The sequence below is a fragment of the Sphaerotilus natans genome (genome assembly GCF_900156335.1).
Classification (GTDB): Bacteria; Pseudomonadota; Gammaproteobacteria; order Burkholderiales; family Burkholderiaceae_C; genus Sphaerotilus; species Sphaerotilus natans.
On sequence record NZ_FTMZ01000017.1, the window covers coordinates 86,038 to 106,446 of the forward strand.

Consider the following 20,409-nt stretch of genomic DNA (forward strand, 5'->3'; position numbering starts at 1 on the left):
TCGCATGATCGCCCCCTTGCGCACCCTGGTGGCCGAGCGGCGCTGGCTGCCCCTGATCGGCCCGCTGCTGCTGCTCGGTCTGTGGCAGCTGATGATCTCGGCGCACTGGGTCAAGCCGGTGCTGCTGCCCCCGCCGGGCGAAACGCTGGGCCACCTCTGGGGCACGCTGGTCAGCGGCGCCATCTGGCCGGACCTGCAGTCCACCGTCTGGCGCACGCTGGCCTCCTTCGCGATCGCGGTGGTGGTGGGCGTGCCGCTGGGCGTGGCGCTCGGCAGCGCCGAGGGCGCCTACCGCAGCGTGGAGTTCCTGATCGACTTCTTCCGCTCCACGCCCAGCTCGGCGCTGATCCCGCTGTTCCTGCTGATCTTCGGCATCACCGACATCAACAAGATCGCCATCGCCAGCTTCGGTGCGACGCTGATCGTGCTGTTCAACAGCGCCTATGGCGTGATGAACGCGAAGAAGACCCGCGTGATGGCCGCGCAGATCATGGGCGTGAGCCGCTGGCATGTGTTCAAGGACGTGCTGCTGATGGAGAGCCTGGCGCAGACCTTCGTGGGCCTGCGCAGCGCAGTGTCGATGGCGCTGGTCATCGTCATCGTGGCCGAGATGTTCATCGGCTCGGAGACCGGGCTGGGCCACCGCATCATCGATTCGCAGCAGGTGTTCAACGTCAAGGACATGTACGCGTCCATCCTCGTCACCGGCGCGCTGGGCTATCTGCTGAACCTGGTGTTCCTGCTGGCCGAGAAGCGCCTCATCCACTGGAGCGGCAAGGCATGAACGCTTCCCTGTCTCCCTCGTCCGAGGCCCCGCACACGGTGCTGACGCTGCCGCCGGCGCCGCGCACCCATGTCACGGTGCGCGGGCTGTCGAAGGCCTTCGCCGGCAGCCCGCTGTACACCGACTTCAACCTCGACCTTCCGCGCGGCCAGATCGTCTCGATCTTCGGCCCCAACGGCTGCGGCAAGTCGACGCTGATGAACATGATCGCCGGCCTGATGCCGCCGGACGCCGGCGAGATCCTGTTCGACGGCAAGACGCTGCGCGAGACCCGCATCGGCTATGTGTTCCAGAACTACCGCGACGCGCTGTTTCCCTGGCTGAGCGCCTGGGACAACATCGCCTATCCGCTGCGGCGTGGCGGCATGAAGCCAGCTGCTGTGCGGGCCCGCGTCGAGCAGCTGATGGCGCTGTTCGAGATCCGCTTCGACCTCGCCCGCTACCCCTACGAGCTGTCGGGCGGCCAGCAGCAGACGGTGTGCATCATGCGCGCGCTGGCCACCGAGCCGGAGGTGCTGTTCCTCGACGAGCCCTTCTCCGCGCTGGACTTCGAGATGACGCTGTTCATCCGCGCCAAGCTGCAGGAGGCCCACCTGGCCACCGGCGTGACCATGGTGATCGTCTCGCACGACCTGGAGGACGCCGTGTTCCTGGCCGACCGCATCCTGCTGCTGACGCGCCGGCCCACGCGCATCGCCGAGATCGTGCCCTTCGATCTGCCGCGACCGCGCAGTCCGGAGGTGATGAGCGATCCGGAGTTCGTGCGCGTCAAGGCCCGCACGCTGGAGGTCTTCCGCCGCGAGGTGGCCGCATGACCGCCCCGCTCGATCCCCGCCTCGCCCGTCCGCCGCGCCAGGGCGCGCTCGCGCTGGAGACGGTGGGCCTGACGCGCCGCTTCGGCGCCTTCACCGCGCTGGACGATGTCTCGCTGTCGGTGCGGCCGGGCACGGTGCATGCGCTGCTGGGCGAGAACGGCGCCGGCAAGAGCACGCTGGTCAAGTGCGTGGTCGGCTATCAGCCGCCGAGCGACGGCGCAGTGATGATCGACGGCCGCGAGGTGGGCATCACCTCGCCCACGGTGGCGCGCGATCTGGGCATCGGCATGGTCTACCAGCACTTCACCGTGGTGCCGGGCATGACGGTGGCCGAGAACCTGCTGCTGGCGCGTGGCCGGCTGTCGGCGGTGGTCGACTGGCGGGCCATGCGCGCCGAGCTGGCGGCCTTCCTCGAGACCACGCCGTTCCGGCTCGACCTGGACGCCACGCCGACCGATCTGTCGGCCGGCGAGAAGCAGAAGCTGGAGATCCTCAAGCAGCTCTACCTGCGCCCGCGGCTGCTGATCCTGGACGAGCCGACCTCGGTGCTGACGCCGCAGGAGGCCGACGAGGTGCTGGGCGCACTGCGCGAGCGCGCACGGTCCGGCGACTGCAGCATCGTGCTGATCACCCACAAGTTCCGCGAGGTCGCCGCGCATGCCGACGATGTCAGCGTGCTCAGGCGAGGTCGCCTGGTGCACACCGGCACGGTCGCGCACAGCAGCGCCGGCCAGCTGGCCGCGGCGATGATCGGCACGGCAGCGCCGGACACGCCCGCGCCGGCCCTGGTCAGGCCCGAGCCCCGGCCGGAGCAGACGCCTGCGCAGAAACAGACACAGACACGGACACAGGCAAGACCACGACTGTCGATCCGTGGGCTGCAGGTGAGCGGCGACCGCGGCGAGCGGGCGGTCGCCGGCCTGGACCTGGCGGTGCACGGTGGCGAGATCGTCGGCATCGCCGGCGTGTCGGGCAACGGCCAGCGCGAGCTGATGGAGGCGCTGGTCGGCCAGCGCGGCCGGCTCGGCGGCCGGGTGCAGGTCGAGGGCGAGGACTACCGCGCCAGCCGGGAACAGAACCGCCGCCTGAAGGTGCGCAGCCTGCCCGAGGAGCCGCTGCGCAACGCCTGCGTCGGCACGATGAGCATCGCGCAGAACCTGGCCCTGCGCGGCTTCGATGCCGCCCCGTTCGCCTGGGGTGGCTGGGTGCGCTGGGGTGCGCTGCGCGCCCAGGCCCGACGCTGGATCGGCGAGTACGGTGTGCGCGCCCGCAGCGAGCAGGCGCCGATCCGCACGCTGTCGGGCGGCAATGTGCAGCGCGCGGTGCTGGCGCGCGAGCTCTCCGACGGCGCGGATCTGCTGCTGGTCTCCAATCCGGTGTTCGGCCTCGACTTCGCGGCCGTCGAGGAGATCCATGCCCGCCTGCGTGCCGCGCGCGACCGCGGCGCGGCGGTGCTGCTGGTCAGCGAGGATCTCGACGAGCTGCTCGCACTGTCGGACCGCATCGTCGTGATGAGCGCCGGGCGCCTCGTGTTCGAGACCCCGGCGGCCGATGCCGACCGCCAGCGCATCGGCCACCACATGGGCGGCCACTGACCGGGAGACTTCTTCATGCCGGATTCCTCCATCCTGACCGTGCCGGCCCGGCCTGGCCCCTTCATGCTGCCGCTGCGGCATGCCGCGCTGGTGGTGATCGACATGCAGCGCGATTTCGTCGAGCCGGGCGGCTTCGGTGCCAGCCTGGGCAACGACGTGACGCGGCTGCAGGCGATCGTGCCGGCGCTGCAGCGGCTGCTGGCGGCCTGGCGCGCAGCCGGCGGCGCGGTGGTGCACACCCGTGAGGGCCACCGGGCGGACCTGTCGGACTGTCCGCCGGCCAAGCGGCTGCGCGGCTCGCCGGGCCTGCGCATCGGCGACACCGGCCCGATGGGTCGCCTGCTGGTGCAGGGCGAGCCCGGCCACGCGATCATTGCCGAGCTGGCGCCGACCGAGGGGGAGCGGGTGATCGACAAGCCCGGCAAGGGCGCCTTCTTCGGCACCGACCTGCAGGCCTGGCTGGCCGCACGCGGCATCAGCCATCTGGTCTTCACCGGCGTGACCACCGAGGTCTGCGTGCAGACCAGCATGCGCGAGGCCAATGACCGCGGCTTCGACTGCGTGCTGATCGAGGATGCCACCGAGAGCTATTTCCCCGAGTTCAAGGCCGCCACGCTGGCGATGGTGCGCGCGCAGGGCGCGATCGTCGGCTGGACCGCCACCTCGGCCGACCTGATCGCCGCCCTGGCTGCGATGCGCACCGAAGGACCCTGCCCATGACGACGCGGCCCCATGCCCTGCCGGTGACGATCGCGGACTGGCTGGCCGCCTACCGCGACGGCGCCCAGGCCCACGCGCTGATCCCGGCCCTGGCGGCGCAGCTCGATGCCGGCGATCCGGCCTGGATCCTGCGCTGCGACGCCGCCCATCTGCAGGCCCAGCTCGATCGCCTGGCAGCGCTGCAGCGCCAAGGCCATGTGCTGCCGCTGGCGGGCGTGCCCTTCGCGGTCAAGGACAACATCGACGTCGCCGGCCTGCCGACCACCGCGGCCTGCCCGGACTTCGAGCGTCGCCCTGACCGCCATGCCAGCGTGGTGCAGCGCCTGCTCGATGCCGGCGCCATCCTGATGGGAAAGACCAATCTCGACCAGTTCGCCACCGGGCTGGTCGGCACCCGCTCGCCGCACGGCGCGGTGCCCTGCACGCTGGACCCGACCCGCATCAGCGGCGGCTCCAGCTCAGGCTCGGCCTCGGTGGTGGCGCGCGGACTGGTGCCGTTCGCGCTGGGCACCGATACCGCCGGATCAGGCCGGGTGCCGGCTGGATTCAATCATCTGGTCGGATTGAAGCCCACGCCAGGCCGGGTCGGCATGAACGGGGTGCTGCCGGCCTGCCGCACGCTGGACGTGGTCTCGGTGTTCGCGCTGACGGTGGCCGATGCGGCGCAGGTCATGGCGATCATCGAAGGCGACGATGGCGGCCCGGTCTTCCACGCCGCCGTGCCACGACCGGCCTGGCTGGGTCGGCAAGGACAGCCGCTGCGGGTCGGTGTGCCTGCCGAGCTGTCGGCGCTGGACGCTGCACTCGGCTATCCGCAGGCCTGGGGCGCAGCGCTGGCCCGGCTGGCGACGCTGTCGCCGACAGCCGCCGGCGATTCGCCCGCCTGGGCCGGCGAGGGCGTGACGATCGTGCCCGTCGACATGGCGCCCTTCGATGCGGTGGCGGCGCTGCTCTACGACGGCCCCTGGGTGGCCGAGCGCCACAGCGTGGTGCGCACGCTGATGGACCAGCAGCCCGAGGCACTCGATCCGACGGTGCGCCAGGTCATCGAGCGCGCCCGCGATTTCGACGCGACTGCCGCCTTCGAGGCGCGCTACCAGCTCGCCGCGCTGGCTCGCCGGACCGAGGCGGTCTGGCAGGACATGGACGTGCTGCTGGTGCCGACCGCGCCGACGCATCCGACGCTGGCCGAGGTGGCGGCCGAACCGGTACGACGCAACAGCGCGCTCGGCCGCTACACCAACTTCGTCAATCTGCTCGGGCTGGCCGCGCTGGCGGTGCCGGCCGGCGAGACCCCCAGCGGCCTGCCCTTCGGCGTGACCTGGGTCGCGCCGGGCGGCAGCGACGCCGCGCTGGCCATGCTGGGCGCCTGCTGGCAGCTGGCCGCACCGCCGGGCCGGCAGCCCGCAGGCGCGGGCCTGCCCGCACCGGCCCCCGACGCGCTGCGTCCGCTGCAGCTGCCGGCCAGCGCACCGACGATGGCGCTGGCCGTCGTCGGTGCGCACCTGCAGGGCATGCCGCTGCACGGGCAGCTCGTCGAGCGGGGCGCCCGGCTGCTGGCCCGCACCCGGACCGCACCGCGCTACCGCCTGCATGCGCTGCCCGGCACCGTGCCCCCGAAGCCCGGGCTGGCACGGGTGGCCGACGACGAGACCGGACACGCCATCGAGGTGGAGGTGCACGAGATCGCGCTCGACCAGATCGGCAGCTTCCTGGCGCTGATCCCGCCGCCGCTCGGCCTGGGCACGATCGAGCTGGCCGATGGCCGCCAGGTCAAGGGCTTCATCTGCGAACCGGCGGCGCTGCGCGGCGCCCCCGATGTCAGCCGCTTCGGCGGCTGGCGCGGCTACATGGCTGCGGCCGGCGGGAGCCAGGCGCCGGCGCCATTGCACACCGCACCACCGCCTGCAGCAGGCCTGACGCCGCAGGCCCTGGACCTGCCATCCACCCATGCCGAGCTGCCTGCGCTGTTCGAGGCCTACGAGGCGGCGCTGATGGCCAACGACATCGCGGCGCTGACCGGCTTCTTCTGGGACGACGAGCGCGTGACCCGCTACGGCATCGCCGACAGGCAGTGGGGCGCGACCGCGCTGGCCGCCTGGCGCGCCGGCGTGCCCAGCCCGGACTTCAGCCGCCGGCTGCAGCACCTGCGCCTGCTCGGACTGGGTGCGGACGTGGCCGTCATCCAGGTCGAGTTCCTGCGCAGCGACAGCGTGCTGCGCGGCTTCCAGACCCAAGTCTGGGCCCGGCTGGCCGGGCAGGGATGGAAAATCGCGGCCGCACACGTCAGCATGATCGAATGGACGCCTTTCCCCGACTGAACCCGCCCCCCTCGCTGGCCGAGCAGGCCTACGCGGCCGTCAAGGCGCTGATCTTCGACTTCATGCTGATGCCCGGCGATCACTTTTCCGAAAGCGATCTGGCCCGGCAGCTCGAGGTCAGCCGCACGCCGCTGCGCCAGGCGCTGCAGCGCCTGCAACGCGAAGGATTCCTCCAGGTCTTCCCGAAGCAGGGCTGGCAGGTCGCGCCGCTGGACTTCGACGCCTTCGACGAGCTCTACGACCTGCGCGTGCTGCTGGAGTGCGCCGCAGTGCAGCGACTGTGCGACCTGGAAGATCGCCCCGGCTTGCAGGCGCTGGCCGCGCTGTGGCTGCTGCCCGAGAACGAGCGCCTGCGCGACGGGGTGCAGGTCGGCCTGCAGGACGAAGCCTTCCACCGGGCGCTGGTGGCCGGCAGCGGCAACCGCGAGATGGTGCGGGTGCATGCCGAGATCACCGAGCGCATCCGCATCATCCGGCGCCTGGACTTCACCCAGACCGCGCGCATCGCCGCGACCTACGACGAGCATGCGCGCATCCTCGGCGCCATCACCCGCCGGCGCAGCGACGAGGCGCAGCGCCTGCTGCGAGCCCACATCGCGCAGAGCAAGCTCGAGGTGCGACGCATCACGCTGGAGCGGCTCTACCGGGCCCGCGAGCAGGCCGGCCTCGGCTGCAAGCTCGCCCGTCAGGCAGACGGCTCGCTCGCGTAGCACCCAAGAGTCACGCCCGAACTCCCACATCCGCCAGCCAACCGGCCGGCGGCTCGAAGCGGTAGCCCACGCCGTAGATCGAGCGGATCGGCTCCACGCCAGGGCTGACCTGCTCGAGCTTGCGGCGCAGGTTCTTGACGTGGCTGTCGACGGTGCGGTCGCTGAGCGCACGCTGGTCGTCATGCAGCCGGTCGAGCAGCTGGTCGCGCGAGAACACCCGGCCCGGCGCAGCCGCCAGCGCTGCCAGCAGCCGCAGCTCGACCGGCGTCAGGTCCAGCGTCTGGCCGTCGAAGCGCGCCCGGTGGCTGTCGAGGTCGATCTGCAGCCGCGCGACCGGCAGCGCCGCCGCCGGCTCGAGCAGCGCAGCGCGCGCGGCAGCCCCCTCGACCGACGGCGGCACCGCCCGCCAGCGCCGCAGCACGGTGCGCACCCGCGCCACCACCTCGCGCGGGCTGAAGGGCTTGCAGATGTAGTCGTCGGCGCCGCTCTCCAGCCCGATCAGCCGGTCGACCTCCTCGACCCGCGCGGTCAGCATGATGACCGGCGTGTCGCCGTGCGCGCGCAGCTCGCGGCACACCGCCAGGCCGTCCTGGCCCGGCAGCATCAGGTCGAGCAGCACCAGCGCCGGCACGCGCTCGCGCACCGCCGGCATCACGTCCAGGCCGTTGTCGATGATGCGCGTGTCGTAGCCGGCGGCCTTCAGGTAATCGGCCACCAGCCGCGACAGCCGGGGTTCGTCCTCGACGACGAGGATGAGGTCGGACAAAGACATGCCGCCACTCATGCACCGGCGCTGTCTCGCCCTGCGTCCTGCGCCTCGTCCTGCGCTTCTGCTTCTTCCTGCGCGGAACGCCATCTGGAATAGAAGTAGGCTCCGCCGGAGATCACGCCCGCAGCGGTGGCGGCCGCACCCAGAACGGGGGCGGCGGTCACGATCAGCGGTGCGCTGGTGATGCCCAAGGCCACGCCGACGGCGCTCAGCCCGGTTGGCGCCGCGATGGCTGCACCAGCCACCGCCACGCCGGACGTGATGCCCAGCCCCATGGAGACCGCTTCCGCCTTGTCCGCCACGGCCTTGTGGCTCAGGTCGACCTCCTTGACCTTGTCGATGACCTGTCCGGTCAGCCTGCTGGTTTCGGCCAAGGCGGTCTCCGAGATCGATCGAACCTGCCGCATCGCCGCTTGTGCATGCTCCTGCTCCAGCAGATTCAGGGCCTGGGCGCCCAGCTCCTGACCTGTATCCCGAATCGCCGTGCCGGCCTTGCCGGCCGCAGACAAGGTCGTTGCCGTCGCCTCCTTGAGACGATCGAACGAGATCTTCATCTTTCATCACTCCCGAAGCTGAGGGCCCAAGGGCCGATGACAGGGGCAGAAGTCTACAAGCCCGTACCGCGCTCGGTCTCGACGGGCAGCGCCACCCGAATCTTCAGCCCGCCCAGCGGCGAGGCCTCGGCGTGGATGCGCCCGCCGTGGGCCTCGACGAGGCTGCGGCAGATGGCCAGGCCCAGGCCGGAACCACCGCCGGCACGCCCGCGCGAGGACTCGACGCGGAAGAAGCGCTCGAACAGGCGCGGCAGCAGCTCGGGCGCGACGCCGGGGGCGGAATCCTCCACCGTCAGGAGCAGCTGCGCGGCGGCCGGGTCATGGGCCAGGGCGACCCGCAGCTCGCCGCCGGGATCGGTGTAGCGCACCGCGTTGTCGAGCAGGTTGTGCAGCAGCTGGCCGAGGCGGTCGGCGTCGGCCAGCAGCGGCGGCAGCAGCGTGGCGGCCGCCTCGGGCAGATCGACGATCAGCCGCAGCCGGCGCTCGGCACAGCGCGCCGCAAAGGCCTCGGTCTGGGCGCGCACCAGCGCGGCCAGGTCCAGCCGCTCATGGCGCAGGCGCAGCGCGCCGACATCGGCCAGCGCGAGCTGGTGCAGATCGTCGACCAGCCGGGTCAATGCGCTGACCTCGCCGTGCAGCAGCCCGAGCGCCTGCGGCGTCAGCGGGTGGATGCCGTCCTGCATCGCCTCGATCTCGCCGCGCAGCACTGCCAGCGGCGTGCGCAGCTCGTGCGAGATGTCGGCCATGGCCTCGCGGCGCAGGCGCTCGTTGCGCTCGAGCGTCTGCGCGAGCAGGTTGAAGTCCTGCGCCAGGCGGCCCACCTCGTCCTGGCCGCGCACCTCGACGCGGGTGTCGTGGTGACCAGCGGCCAGCCGGTGCGTGGCCTGCGCCACCGCGCGCACCGGGGCCAGCAGCGCGCGCGCCACCCACCAGGCCACCAGCGCGGCCAGCAGCAGGGCCAGCACGGCGGCGACCAGCGTGGCACGCAGCTGCTCGGACTGGAAGCGCAGCGCCGCCGCATCGGTCACCGACTGCACCGGCGCCAGCACGATCCAGCCCAGCGTGCGCCCGGCCTCGTCGACGATCTCGCGCTCCTCCGAGTTGGCCAGGATGCGCGGGAAGCCGATCACATGCTGACGCTGCGCATCCAGCAGCGTCAGCCGCCGGCCGTAGCCCAGCAGGCTGGGCGCGAGCTGGGCGGTGTCGATCGCGCCCAGCTCCTGATGCGGATCGCCGCGCGGCAGATCGTTCTCCACCAGCCGGAACCAGGCCCCGGGCCGGCCGGCGACGAAGTCCCAGCTGCCATGCTCGGCGTGGGCATCGCGCAGCCGCGGCACGGCCGCTTCCATGCGCTCGACCGCCTGGCGATTCAGGTAGCCGAGAAAGCCGCGGTGAAAGCCCAGCTGCGCGGCCAGACCGATCATCACCGCCACCAGCACCGCCACCGCCAGCACCGCAAAGAACAGCCGCACCGTCAGACCAGGCCGGGGCCAGGGCGGGCGCAGGCGGGAGAGATTCAGCTTCATCATGATCATGGCCTGGCGAGCGTCGCACCGGACGCAGGCGAAGGCAAGTCGTCGCCGACCGCACCGGCCAGCGCGGCGGACATCCAAATTTCCTGCACATTCGGGCGCGATGCTGACGCCATCATGCCAACACATCGCATCCGTCATGCCCTCGTTGCCCTGCTGGCGGCGCTCACCCTGCTGTGGCTGCTGGCCGAACCCAGCCCCTGGCCGCAGCCGCTGACCTGGTTCTCCTTCCGCGCGGTCTTCGTGCAGTACAGCGGCGTCATCGCCATCGGCGTGATGAGCGTGGCGATGCTGCTCGCGCTGCGCCCGCGCCGGCTCGAGCCGCACCTGGACGGCCTCGACAAGATGTACCGCCTGCACAAATGGCTGGGCATCGCCGCGCTGAGCACCTCGGTGCTGCACTGGTGGTTCGCCAAGGGCACGAAGTGGATGGTGGGCTGGGGCTGGCTGGAGCGCCCGGTGCGCGGGCCGCGTCCGGCCGGCGTCGAGCGCAGCTATCTTGAGGCGCTGCTGGGCAGCCAGCGCGGCCTGGCCGAAACGGTGGGCGAGTGGGTGTTCTACGCCGCCGCGATCCTGATGATCCTGGCGCTGGTCAAGCGCTTCCCCTATCACCTCTTCGCCAAGACCCACAAGTGGCTGGCCGCGGCCTATCTGGCGCTGGTCTTCCACTCGGTGGTGCTGGTGAAGTTCTCCTACTGGACCCAGCCGGTCGGGGTGATCCTGGCGCTGCTGATGGCCGGCGGCACGGTCGCGGCGGTCCTGGTGCTGGCGGGCCGCGTCGGCGCCCGCCGCAAGGTGCGCGGCACGGTGGTCGAGACGCGGCGCTATCCCGGCGTCGATTCGCTGGAGACGGTGATCGAGATGGCCCCGGGCTGGCCGGGCCATGCTGCGGGCCAGTTCGCCTTCGTGACGGTCGACGCGAAGGACGGCGCGCATCCCTACACCATCGCCAGCGCCTGGGACGCGCAGTCGCCGCGCCTGAGCTTCATCACCAAGGCGCTGGGCGACCACACCCGTGCGCTGCCCGAGCTGCTGCGCCCGGGGCGAGCGGTGACGGTCGAGGGCCCCTACGGCCGCTTCGACTTCGAGGATGGCCGCGCGCGCCAGATCTGGGTCGGCGCGGGCATCGGCATCACGCCCTTCGTCGCACGCATGCAGCAGCTCGCCCGCCGCGGCGGCCCGCACGCGCAGGTCGACCTCTTCCATGCCACCGCGCAGCGCGACGAGGCGGCGCTGGCACGGCTGCGCGCCGACGCCGAAGCCGCCGGCATCCGCCTGCATGTGCTGGTCGATGCCGAGGATGGCCTGCTCGACGGCGAGCGCATCCGCCGCCTGGTGCCCGACTGGGCCCAGGCCAGCCTGTGGTTCTGCGGCCCCGGCGGCTTCGGCCGCGCGCTGCACGCCGACTTCGCCGCCCGGGGCCTGCCGGCCCGGGCCTTCCACCAGGAACTGTTCCAGATGCGCTGAGCCGAGCGCGCGGCCCCACTCTCTGCCCCGACTCTCTCCGGAGCTCCACCGATGATTCCCCGCAAGACCCCCCGCCGCCCTGCTGCAGCCCTGGCGGCCAGCCTGCTGGCGGCCGCACTCGGCAGCGGCCTGCTGGCCGGATGCCAGAAGAACGATGCCCCGGCCCCCCCGTCCGCAGGAGGCGCTGCAGCCGGCGGCGCCGGTGGTGCAGCAGGCGCCAAGGCCCCCGCCGGCCCGACCGCAGTCGGCGTGGTGGTGCTGCAGACCGGCCGCGCCAGCCTGTCGACCGAGCTGCCCGGCCGGGTCAGCGCCGCCCGGGTGGCCGAAGTGCGCCCGCAGGTGCGCGGCCTGATCCGCGAGGTCAGCTTCACCGAGGGCGCGCTGGTGCGCGCCGGCCAGCCGCTCTACCAGATCGAGCCCGACAGCTACCGCATCGCGCTCGACAGCGCCCGCGCCAGCGTGGCGAAGTCGCAGGCAGCCGTCGAGACCGCCCGACTCACCGTGCAGCGCCGCGCCGAGCTGCTGAAGATCGACGCGGTCAGCCAGCAGGATCTGCAGGACGCGCAGGCCACGCTGAAGCAGGCCGAGGCCGATCTGGCCAGCGCCCAGGCCGCGCAGGCCGCCGCCCAGCTCAACCTGAGCCGCACCACGGTCACCGCGCCGATCTCCGGCCGGGTCGATCTGTCGGCGGTCACGCCGGGCGCGCTGGTCACCGCCGACCAGGCCACCGCGCTGACCACCGTGCGCCAGCTCGACCCGATTCAGGTCGACATCAGCCAGTCCAGCGCCGAGCTGCTGCGGCTGCGGCGCGACCTGGCCGCCGGACGCTTCCAGAAGATCGGCGGTGACGAGGCCCGCCTGCGGCTGCTGCTGGAAGACGGCAGCAGCTACCCGCTGCCCGGGCGCATCGGCTTCTCGGGCGTCTCGGTCAACACCGCCACCGGCGGGGTGACGCTGCGCGCGCGCTTCGACAATCCCGAGGGCGTGCTGATGCCGGGCATGTATGTGCGCGCGGTGCTGGAGACCGGCACCGTCGAGCAGGCGCTGCAGGTGCCGCAGCAGGCGCTGCAGCGCGACGCACGCGGCGCCGCCAGCGTGATGGTGGTCGACGCGCAGGACAAGGTCGAGCGCCGCGCGGTGGTCGCCACCCGCGCCTTCGGCAACGCCTGGCTGATCGGCGAGGGCCTGAAGGCGGGAGAGCGCGTCATCGTCGAGGGCCTGCAGAAGGTGCGCCCGGGCGACACCGTCAAGCCGCACGAGGTCGACACGGCCGCACTGTCGGCACCGGCCGGTGCGCGCGCGGCCTCCGCCGCCGCGCCGGCTTCCGCGCCCTCGGGCCCGGCCCGCTGAGCAGGAGCGCACCGCCATGGCCCGCTTCTTCATCGACCGCCCCATCTTCGCGTGGGTGCTGGCCATCATCGTGATGCTGGCCGGCGCGCTGGCGATCACCACGCTGCCGCTGGAGCAGTATCCGAACATCGCGCCGCCGCGCATCTCGGTCAGCACCACCTATCCCGGCGCCTCGGCCAAGACGCTGGAAGACTCGGTCACCCAGGTCATCGAGCAGCGCATGAAGGGCCTCGACGGCCTGCAGGCGATGTCCTCGACCAGCGCCTCGTCCGGCCAGGCCAGCGTCTCGCTGACCTTCAATGCCGGCACCAATGTCGATGTCGCGCTGATGCAGGTGCAGAGCAAGGTGCAGCAGGCGCTGTCCCAGCTGCCCCAGGCGGTGCAGAACCAGGGCGTCACCGTCACCAAGACCGGCACCGACTACCTGATGATCGTCGCGCTGTACTCGGCCGACAACAGCGCCACCAACATCCAGATCGGCGACTACATCACCTCCAGCCTGGCCGACGTCATCAGCCGCATCGACGGCGTGGGCGATGTGCAGACCCTGGGCACCGGCCACGCGATGCGGCTGTGGCTCGACCCGGCCAAGCTGGCGGCCTACGGACTGATGCCCTCGGACATCGCCAGCGCGGTCAACGCGCAGAACGCGCAGATCTCCGCCGGCCAGGTCGGCGGCCTGCCGGCGCCGCCGGGCCAGCAGCTCAACGTCACCATCACCGCGCGCAGCAAGCTGCAGTCGGTGCGCGAGTTCCGCGAGATCGTGCTCAAGACCGCCAGCGACGGCAGCGCGGTGCGCCTGGGCGATGTCGCGCGGGTCGAGCTCGGCGGCGAGAGCTACAACGTCGTGACCCGCTTCAAGGGCCGGCCCTCGGCGGCGATGGGCGTGCGCCTGGCCGAAGGCGCCAACGCGATCGCGGTGGCCGACGCGGTCAAGGCCCGGCTCGCCGAGCTGCAGCCCGGATTCCCCTACCAGCTGCAGACCGCGCTGACCTACGACACCAGCCCCTTCGTGAAGGTGTCGATCGAGGGCGTGGCCCACACCCTGCTCGAGGCGGTGGTGCTGGTGGTGCTGATCATGTACCTGTTCATGCAGAGCTGGCGCGCCACCCTGATCCCGGCGATCACCGTGCCGGTGGTGCTGCTGGGCACCTTCGGGGTGCTGGCGGTCTTCGGCTACTCGATCAACAGCCTGACGATGTTCGGCCTGGTGCTGGCCATCGGCCTGCTGGTGGACGACGCGATCGTGGTGGTCGAGAACGTCGAGCGGGTGATGGCCGAGGAAGGCCTGCCGCCGCGCGAGGCCACCCGGCGCTCGATGCAGGAGATCACCGGCGCGCTGGTGGGCATCGCGCTGGTGCTGTCGGCGGTGTTCGTGCCGATGGCCTTCTTCGGCGGCTCGACCGGGGTGATCTACCGCCAGTTCTCGATCACCGTGGTCACGGCGATGCTGCTGTCGGTCGCGGTGGCGATGAGCCTGACGCCGGCGCTGTGCGCCACGCTGCTCAAGCCGCTGCCGCCGGGCGCGCATCATGCGCCGCACCGCGGCCTGCTCGGGCGCTTCTTCGGCGGCTTCAACCGGGGCTTCGACCGCGGCACCCACGGCCTGACCGCGCTGACCGGCACGCTGGTGCGCCGGGGCGGACGCATGATGCTGCTGTACGCGCTGATCGTCGCGGCGATGGCCTTCATGTACCGCCAGCTGCCGACCTCCTTCCTGCCAGCGGAAGACCAGGGCGTGCTGATGGTGGAGGTGCGCCTGCCCTCGGGCGCCACCAGCGAGCGGCTGATGAAGTCGATGAACGCGCTCGAGAACTGGCTGGGCCGCCAGGACGACATCGAGGGCTACACCACCATCCTGGGCTTCTCCGGCGACCAGGCCACCGGTCGCGCCTTCATCCGCCTCAAGGACTGGAGCGAGCGCACCGGCGAGAACCAGGGCGCCGCGGCGATCGCGCGGCGCGCCAACCGCGAGCTCGCCAGCCTGCGCGACGCACGGGTCATCGTGATGCAGCCGCCGACGGTGCGCGGCCTGGGCTCGAGCGGCGGCTTCACGCTGCAGCTGCAGGACCGCGCAGGCCAGGGCCATGACGCGCTGGTGCGCGCCCGCGACCAGCTGCTGCAGGCCGCGCGCCAGCGCCCGGAGCTGGCGCAGGTGCGCTCCAGCGGCCTGGACGACGCCGCGCAGCTGGGCATCCGCATCGACGACCGCAAGGCCGGCGCGCTCGGCCTGTCCACCGCCGACATCAACAGCACGCTGTCGGCGGCGCTGGGCGGCCAGTACGTCAACGACTTCATCGACCAGGGCCGGGTCAAGCGGGTCTACCTGCAGGGCGACGCGCCCTTCCGCAGCGCGCCCGACAGCATCCTGCAGTGGCAGGTGCGCAGCAGCAGCGGCGCGATGGTGCCCTTCTCGGCCTTCGCGAGCACCGACTGGACCTTCGGCGCACCGCGCCTGGAGCGCTACAACGGCATGTCCTCCTACGAGATCGTCGGCGAGGCCGCCGCCGGCGTCAGCTCCGGCACCGCGATGGCGGTGCTCGAGGAGCTGGTGGCCGCGCTGCCGCCGGGCTACGGCATCGAATGGGCCGGCCAGTCCTACCAGGAGCGGCTGTCGGGCGCGCAGGCGCCGATCCTCTACGCGGTGTCGGTGCTGTTCGTCTTCCTGTGCCTGGCCGCCCTCTACGAGAGCTGGTCGGTGCCCTTCTCGGTGATGCTGGTGGTGCCGCTGGGCGTGATCGGCGCGCTCGGGCTGACCCAGCTCGCCGGGCTGTCCAACGATGTCTATTTCCAGGTCGGCCTGCTGACCACCGTCGGCCTGTCGGCGAAGAACGCGATCCTGATCGTCGAATTCGCCAAGCAGCTCCAGGAGCAGGGCATGGACCTGATCGAGGCGACGAAGCAGGCGGTGCGACTGCGGCTGCGGCCGATCCTGATGACCTCGCTGGCCTTCATGTTCGGCGTGCTGCCGCTGGCCCTGAGCACCGGGCCGGGGGCCGGCAGCCGCCGCGCCATCGGCACCGGCGTGCTCGGCGGCATGGCCAGCGCCACCGTGCTGGGCCTGCTGTTCGTGCCGGTCTTCTTCGTGGTGGTTCGCCGCCTGATGGCGCGTCGCGCCGCCCCGACCCCGGAGACGCCGTGATGATCTCCACGACCCTGAACCCGACGAGCATGAAGACGATCCGCCCGGGCCTGCGGCCCCTCGCCCTCGCCGTCGCCGCCGGCCTGCTGCTGGCGGGCTGCGCCTCCGCGCCGCCGCGCGCCGAAGCCCCGGCGCTGGAGCTGCCCGCCGCGCGCTGGAGCGATGCCGCCGCCGTGCCGGCCGCCAGCGCCGCGGCCCTGCCCGCCTGGCGCGATCTGGTGCGCGATGCCCGGCTGCGCGAGGTGATCGCGCTGGCGCTCGAGCACAACCGCGACCTGCGGGTGGCGCTGCTCGGCATCGAGCAGGCTCGCGCCACCTACCAGGTGCAGGACGCCGCCCGGCGCCCGACGCTCAACGCCACCGGCAGCTCCAGCGCCTCCTTCACCCCGGCCGAGGCCAGCAGCGCCGGCCGCGACACGCTCAACCGCAGCTACAGCGTCGGCGTCGGGATCAGCGCCTGGGAGCTGGACCTGTTCGGCCGGGTCGCCAGCATGCGCGACTCGGCGCTGCAGAGCTGGCTCAACACCGAGGCGGTGCAGCGCGCCACCCGGCTGACGCTGATCGGCGATGTCGCCACCGCCTGGCTGACGCTGGGCGCCGACCGCCGCCAGCTCGCGCTGGCGCGACGGACGCTCGCCAGCCAGCAGGACACCCTGCGCCTGACCGAGCGCCGCCAGGCGCTGGGCGCCGCCTCCGGCCTGACGCTGGCGCAGACCCGCACCACGGTCGAGACCGCACGCGGCCAGGTGGCCGTGCTCGAGAGCCAGGTGCAGCGCGACCGCAACGCGCTGGAGCTGCTGGTCGGCCGCGCGGTGCCCGAGGTGCTGCTGCCGACCGACGCCGACACCGACGAGGCAGCCGCGCTGGTCGGCCTGCCCGACGCGCTGGCCTCCACCGTGCTGCTGCGTCGCCCGGACGTGATCGCCGCCGAGCACCTGCTGCAGGCCTCGCGCGCCGATCTGGAGGCCGCACGGGCGGCGCGCTTTCCGCGCATCAGCCTGACCGCCTCGGCCGGCACCGCCAGCCGCCAGCTCGGTGACCTGTTCGCCGGCGGCGCCTGGAGCTTCGTGCCCTCGGTGAGCTGGCCGATCCTCGACGGCGGCACGATCGAGGCAGGCGTGGCCCGCGCCGAGGCCACCCGCGACATCCGCCGCGCCACCTACGACAAGGCGGTGCAGACCGCCTTCCGCGAGGTGGCCGACGCGCTGTCGGTGCGCGCGGCGCTGGCCGAGCGGCTCGACGCGCAGCGCGCGCTGGTGCAGGCCTGGAGCCGCAGCCTGACGCTGGCCGAGGCCCGCTTTCGCGCCGGCGCCGACAGCTGGCTGACGGTGCTGGACGCGCAGCGCTCGCTCTACGCCGCGCAGCAGGCGCTGATCACGCTGGAGCTGACCGAGCAGAGCAACCGGATCACGCTCTACAAGGTGCTCGGCGGCGGTGGGGATGCGGACCGCTGAGGCGCCGCCGCGCCGGCGCACGCCACCAGCAGCTCGCGCAGCCAGCGGTGCATCGGGTCATCCTGGTGGCGCTGGTGCCAGACCATGTACATCGTCAGTCCTGGCGCCGGCTGCAGCCAGGGCAGCGGCGCGTCGGCCAGGCCACGCAGCACGCCGTGGCGCAGCCGGCCGGGCGCGGTCGCCAGCCGCGTGCTGCCGGCCAGCAGCGCGGCCAGGCCGGCGAAGACCGGCACGGTGGCGACGATGCGCCGCTGCAGGCCCAGGCCAGCGATGCGGTCGTCGATGTCGAGCGTGCGCAGCCGCCCGTCATGCGCCACCGTCAGGTGCTCGGCGGCCAGATAGTCGGCCTGGTCGCGCGGAGCCTGACGCGCCTGCGGGTCGAAGAACACCCGGTACTCGTCGTCGAAGAGCCGGCGCTGGAGAATGTCGCCCGCCTCCGGCGGCCGCGGGGTGAGCACCAGCGCGCAGGCTTCGTCGCGCAGCAGCTCGGGCGTCGGCGCGCCCGCCGGGATCACGCGCAGCAGCACGCCCGGGGCTTGTGCACGCAGCCGCGCCAGCAGCGGCGGCAGCAGCAGGTCGCGCTGCAGGTCGTTGGCGGCGATCGTCAGCGTGCGACGCAGCTGTGCCGGATCGAAGGCACCTGCCTGACCGAAGTCGCGCAGCTCGGCGAGCAGGCGCCGCGCGCCCACCACCAGCGCATCGGCCCGCGCGGTGGGCACGATGCCACGGCCCGAGCGCACGAACAGCGCATCGCCCGTGATGGCGCGCAGCCGCTCCACCGCATGGCTCACCGCCGACTGCGTCAGCCCGAGCCGCTGCGCCGCACGCGTGAGCGAGCCCTCCTCATGCACCGCCACCAGCGCCTGCAGCAGCCGGCCGTCGAGCTCGATCCGGCCTGAATCATCGATATCGTTCATGTCAGCCATCAGCATGCATCTGTTTATCGAATGATTGCAGATCGGGACACTGAGGTCATCGCCTCACACCCTCCCTCGTTGCCCCGCACGGAGACTTTCCCGATGACGATGCCCGACATCTTCGGCACCACGCTGTTCGACGGCCGCATGGCCCGCCGCGGCTACGCGCTCAACCGCATGTGCTACTCGTTCAACACGGCCGAGAACCGCGCCGCCTTCGTGCAGGACGAGGACGGCTACTGCGCCCGCCACGGCCTGAACGCCGAGCAGCGCGAGGCCATCCGCCAGCGCAACGTGCTCGCGCTGATCGCCGCCGGCGGCAATGTGTACTACCTGGCCAAGTTCGCCGGCATCTTCGGCCTGGACGTGCAGGACCTGGGCGCACAGCAGACCGGCCTGAGCAAGGACGAGTTCAAGGCCAGGCTGCTGGCCGCCGCGGGCTGAAGCCCCATCCCGCCCGACCCTCGCCCGACCTTCCTCAGCTCACCAGGATTTCCCCATGGCCCACATCATCGGCGGCATCAACACCTCGCACGTCCCGGCCATCGGCCGCGCCATCCACCGCGGCCTGCAGGACGACCCGTACTGGAAGCCCTTCTTCGACGGCTACCGCCCGGTCCAGCACTGGCTGGCCGAGGCCCGCCCGGACGTGGTGGTGGTCTTCTACAACGACCACGGCCTGAACTTCTTCCTCGACAAGATGCCGACCTTCGCGATCGGCACCGCCCCGAGCTACAGCAACGCCGACGAGGGCTGGGGCATCCCGCAGGTGCCGGCCTTCACCGGCGAGCAGGACCTGTCGTGGCATCTGGTCGAGTCGCTGACCGAGGCCGAGTTCGACCTGACCACCTGCCAGGAGATGGTGGTCGACCACGCCTTCACGCTGCCGATGGCGCTGCTGTGGCCCGACCAGGCCTGGCCGGTCAAGGTGGTGCCGATCTGCATCAACACGGTGCAGTTCCCGCTGCCGACGGCCGCGCGCTGCTGGAAGCTGGGCCAGGCGGTGGGTCGGGCGATCCGGTCCTGGGCGTCCGATGCGCGCGTCATGGTGCTGGGCACCGGCGGCCTGTCGCACCAGCTCGACGGCGAGCGCGCCGGCTTCATCAACAAGGCCTTCGACCTGCAGTTCATGGACAGCCTGGTCCAGGACCCGACCTGGGCGACGCGCCTGAGCATCCACGAGCTGGTCGAGAAGGCCGGCACCCAGGGCATCGAGCTGCTGATGTGGCTGGCCACCCGCGGCGCGCTGGGCGAGTCGGTGCGCGAGCTGCACCGCAATTACCACATCCCGATCTCGAACACCGCCTCGGGCCTGATGCTGCTGGAGCCGGTCGCCTGAGCCGCCGCGCGCGGTATGCTCACGGCCCCATGAACGAACCCGTCCGTCCTGCCCCCGCCCCGCGCCGCCGCCGCGCCGCGAAGACCGCCTCCGCCGCCGACACCCCGGCCGCGGAGACCGGTCGCACCAACGATCCCGAAGCCACGATGGCCGACATTCTCGATGTCGCCACCCGGGAGTTCGCGGCCAAGGGGCTGGCCGGCGCGCGCATCGACGAGATCGCCGCCGCGACCCGCACCAGCAAGCGGATGATCTACTACTACTTCGGCAGCAAGGAGGGGCTGTATGTCGCGGTGCTGGAGGAGGCCTACCGGCGCATCCGCCACATCGAGACCGACATGCATCTGGAGGATCTCGAGCCGGAGACCGCGCTGCGCCGTCTGGTCGCCTTCACCTGCGACTACCAGCGCAGCAATCCCGACTTCATCCGGCTGGTGATGAACGAGAACATGCACCACGGCGAGTTCCTGGCGCAGTCCCGGCTGATCCAGCAGCTCAACGTGCCGGCCATCAACCTGCTGCGCTCGGTCTACGAGCGCGGCGTGCGCGAGGGCGTCTTCCGCTGCGGCATCGATCCGATCGACCTGCACATGTCGATCTCGGCGCTGTCGGTGTTCAACGTCTCCAACCGCCACACCTTCTCGCTGATCTTCAAGCACGACTTCGACGACCCGGCCGCGATCGAGGCCCGGCGCGACAGCATCGTCGAGATGATCGTGCGCTTCGTGCGCGCCTGAGGACATTCCCGAAACCTAGGGTTCTTACTAGGTTTGTAAAACTAACCAGTTCGTACATTACTGCTCTTGCGATGACAAGGAGAGCCGTGATGGCCAAGGTTCTGGACAATTTCTGCCGGCTGCTGGAAGCCGTGATGGGGCTGCTGCTGGCGGCGATGGTGGTGCTGGTGTTCGGCAACGTGGTGCTGCGCTATGTCTTCAAC

General features: G+C 71.8%; 17 protein-coding genes. 13 read left to right on the forward strand and 4 right to left on the reverse strand.

All coding sequences use genetic code 11. The annotated features are described in order from the left end of the window. The first annotated feature begins 4 nt into the window (after window positions 1–4). From BW996_RS14975 to BW996_RS15000, 6 genes are read left to right on the forward strand one after another with little or no spacing between them, the layout of a single operon-like run. Window positions 5–784: an ABC transporter permease gene (locus BW996_RS14975; protein ID WP_051632228.1), complete on the forward strand. Its 780-nt coding sequence runs from the start codon at window positions 5–7 to the stop codon at window positions 782–784. Further along, a complete protein-coding gene (locus tag BW996_RS14980; protein WP_037484939.1) occupies window positions 781–1,599 on the forward strand; it encodes an ABC transporter ATP-binding protein in 819 nt (272 codons plus the stop codon). The genes BW996_RS14975 and BW996_RS14980 overlap by 4 nt, the downstream gene beginning before the upstream one ends. Further along, window positions 1,596–3,194: an ABC transporter ATP-binding protein gene (locus BW996_RS14985; RefSeq protein WP_037484937.1), complete on the forward strand. Its 1,599-nt coding sequence runs from the start codon at window positions 1,596–1,598 to the stop codon at window positions 3,192–3,194. Before BW996_RS14980 ends, BW996_RS14985 begins: the two co-directional genes overlap by 4 nt. Window positions 3,195–3,209: 15 nt before the next feature. Then, window positions 3,210–3,914 (forward strand): cysteine hydrolase family protein, encoded by a 705-nt coding sequence (locus BW996_RS14990; RefSeq protein ID WP_037484935.1) that lies wholly within the window; start codon window positions 3,210–3,212, stop codon window positions 3,912–3,914. Further along, window positions 3,911–6,235, forward strand: a complete 2,325-nt coding sequence (atzF, locus tag BW996_RS14995; RefSeq protein WP_076458985.1) for an allophanate hydrolase — start codon at window positions 3,911–3,913, stop codon at window positions 6,233–6,235. Before BW996_RS14990 ends, atzF begins: the two co-directional genes overlap by 4 nt. After that, entirely contained in the window at window positions 6,214–6,945 is a 732-nt protein-coding gene (locus tag BW996_RS15000) for a GntR family transcriptional regulator (RefSeq protein WP_076458986.1), read from the forward strand. The genes atzF and BW996_RS15000 overlap by 22 nt, the downstream gene beginning before the upstream one ends. 10 nt (window positions 6,946–6,955) lie before the next feature. Here BW996_RS15000 and BW996_RS15005 read toward each other — a convergent pair whose 3' ends face one another. From BW996_RS15005 to BW996_RS15015, 3 genes are read right to left on the reverse strand one after another with little or no spacing between them, the layout of a single operon-like run. Beyond that, window positions 6,956–7,717 (reverse strand): response regulator, encoded by a 762-nt coding sequence (locus BW996_RS15005; RefSeq protein ID WP_076458987.1) that lies wholly within the window; start codon window positions 7,715–7,717, stop codon window positions 6,956–6,958. A gap of 8 nt (window positions 7,718–7,725) precedes the next feature. Next, entirely contained in the window at window positions 7,726–8,268 is a 543-nt protein-coding gene (locus BW996_RS21935; RefSeq protein ID WP_206539536.1) for a hypothetical protein, read from the reverse strand. A gap of 53 nt (window positions 8,269–8,321) precedes the next feature. After that, window positions 8,322–9,797 (reverse strand): ATP-binding protein, encoded by a 1,476-nt coding sequence (locus BW996_RS15015; RefSeq protein ID WP_245801919.1) that lies wholly within the window; start codon window positions 9,795–9,797, stop codon window positions 8,322–8,324. A 120-nt stretch (window positions 9,798–9,917) separates the two neighbouring features. Here BW996_RS15015 and BW996_RS15020 point away from each other — a divergent pair, with 120 nt between their 5' ends. The 4 genes from BW996_RS15020 to BW996_RS15035 are packed head-to-tail and all read left to right on the forward strand — an operon-like array spanning window position 9,918 to window position 17,213. Continuing rightward, window positions 9,918–11,267 carry a ferredoxin reductase family protein gene (locus tag BW996_RS15020; RefSeq protein WP_076458988.1) on the forward strand — a complete coding sequence of 450 codons (1,350 nt, stop codon included), beginning with the start codon at window positions 9,918–9,920 and terminating at the stop codon, window positions 11,265–11,267. Window positions 11,268–11,318: 51 nt separating this feature from the next. Continuing rightward, complete coding sequence (locus tag BW996_RS15025) at window positions 11,319–12,617, forward strand: efflux RND transporter periplasmic adaptor subunit (RefSeq protein WP_037486226.1); 1,299 nt, start codon at window positions 11,319–11,321, stop codon at window positions 12,615–12,617. A gap of 16 nt (window positions 12,618–12,633) precedes the next feature. Beyond that, a complete protein-coding gene (locus BW996_RS15030) occupies window positions 12,634–15,759 on the forward strand; it encodes an efflux RND transporter permease subunit (RefSeq protein ID WP_037486235.1) in 3,126 nt (1,041 codons plus the stop codon). Next, window positions 15,759–17,213, forward strand: a complete 1,455-nt coding sequence (locus BW996_RS15035; protein WP_081838317.1) for an efflux transporter outer membrane subunit — start codon at window positions 15,759–15,761, stop codon at window positions 17,211–17,213. Before BW996_RS15030 ends, BW996_RS15035 begins: the two co-directional genes overlap by 1 nt. On the opposite strand, the gene BW996_RS15040 is transcribed toward BW996_RS15035, so the two are convergent. Then, the gene (locus tag BW996_RS15040; RefSeq protein WP_037486240.1) at window positions 17,174–18,130 is read right to left on the reverse strand and encodes a LysR family transcriptional regulator; all 957 of its coding nucleotides are present in this window, start codon (window positions 18,128–18,130) and stop codon (window positions 17,174–17,176) included. The two genes, BW996_RS15035 and BW996_RS15040, sit on opposite strands and share 40 nt — an antisense overlap. 102 nt (window positions 18,131–18,232) lie before the next feature. On the opposite strand from BW996_RS15040, the gene BW996_RS15045 reads away from it, so the two are divergent. The 3 genes from BW996_RS15045 to BW996_RS15055 are packed head-to-tail and all read left to right on the forward strand — an operon-like array spanning window position 18,233 to window position 20,206. Beyond that, the gene (locus BW996_RS15045; protein WP_037486228.1) at window positions 18,233–18,574 is read left to right on the forward strand and encodes a protocatechuate 4,5-dioxygenase subunit alpha; all 342 of its coding nucleotides are present in this window, start codon (window positions 18,233–18,235) and stop codon (window positions 18,572–18,574) included. A 55-nt stretch (window positions 18,575–18,629) separates the two neighbouring features. Beyond that, the gene (locus BW996_RS15050; RefSeq protein ID WP_037486230.1) at window positions 18,630–19,469 is read left to right on the forward strand and encodes a class III extradiol dioxygenase family protein; all 840 of its coding nucleotides are present in this window, start codon (window positions 18,630–18,632) and stop codon (window positions 19,467–19,469) included. 29 nt (window positions 19,470–19,498) lie between these two features. Next, entirely contained in the window at window positions 19,499–20,206 is a 708-nt protein-coding gene (locus tag BW996_RS15055; protein WP_037486234.1) for a TetR/AcrR family transcriptional regulator, read from the forward strand. Window positions 20,207–20,409 lie beyond the last annotated feature (203 nt).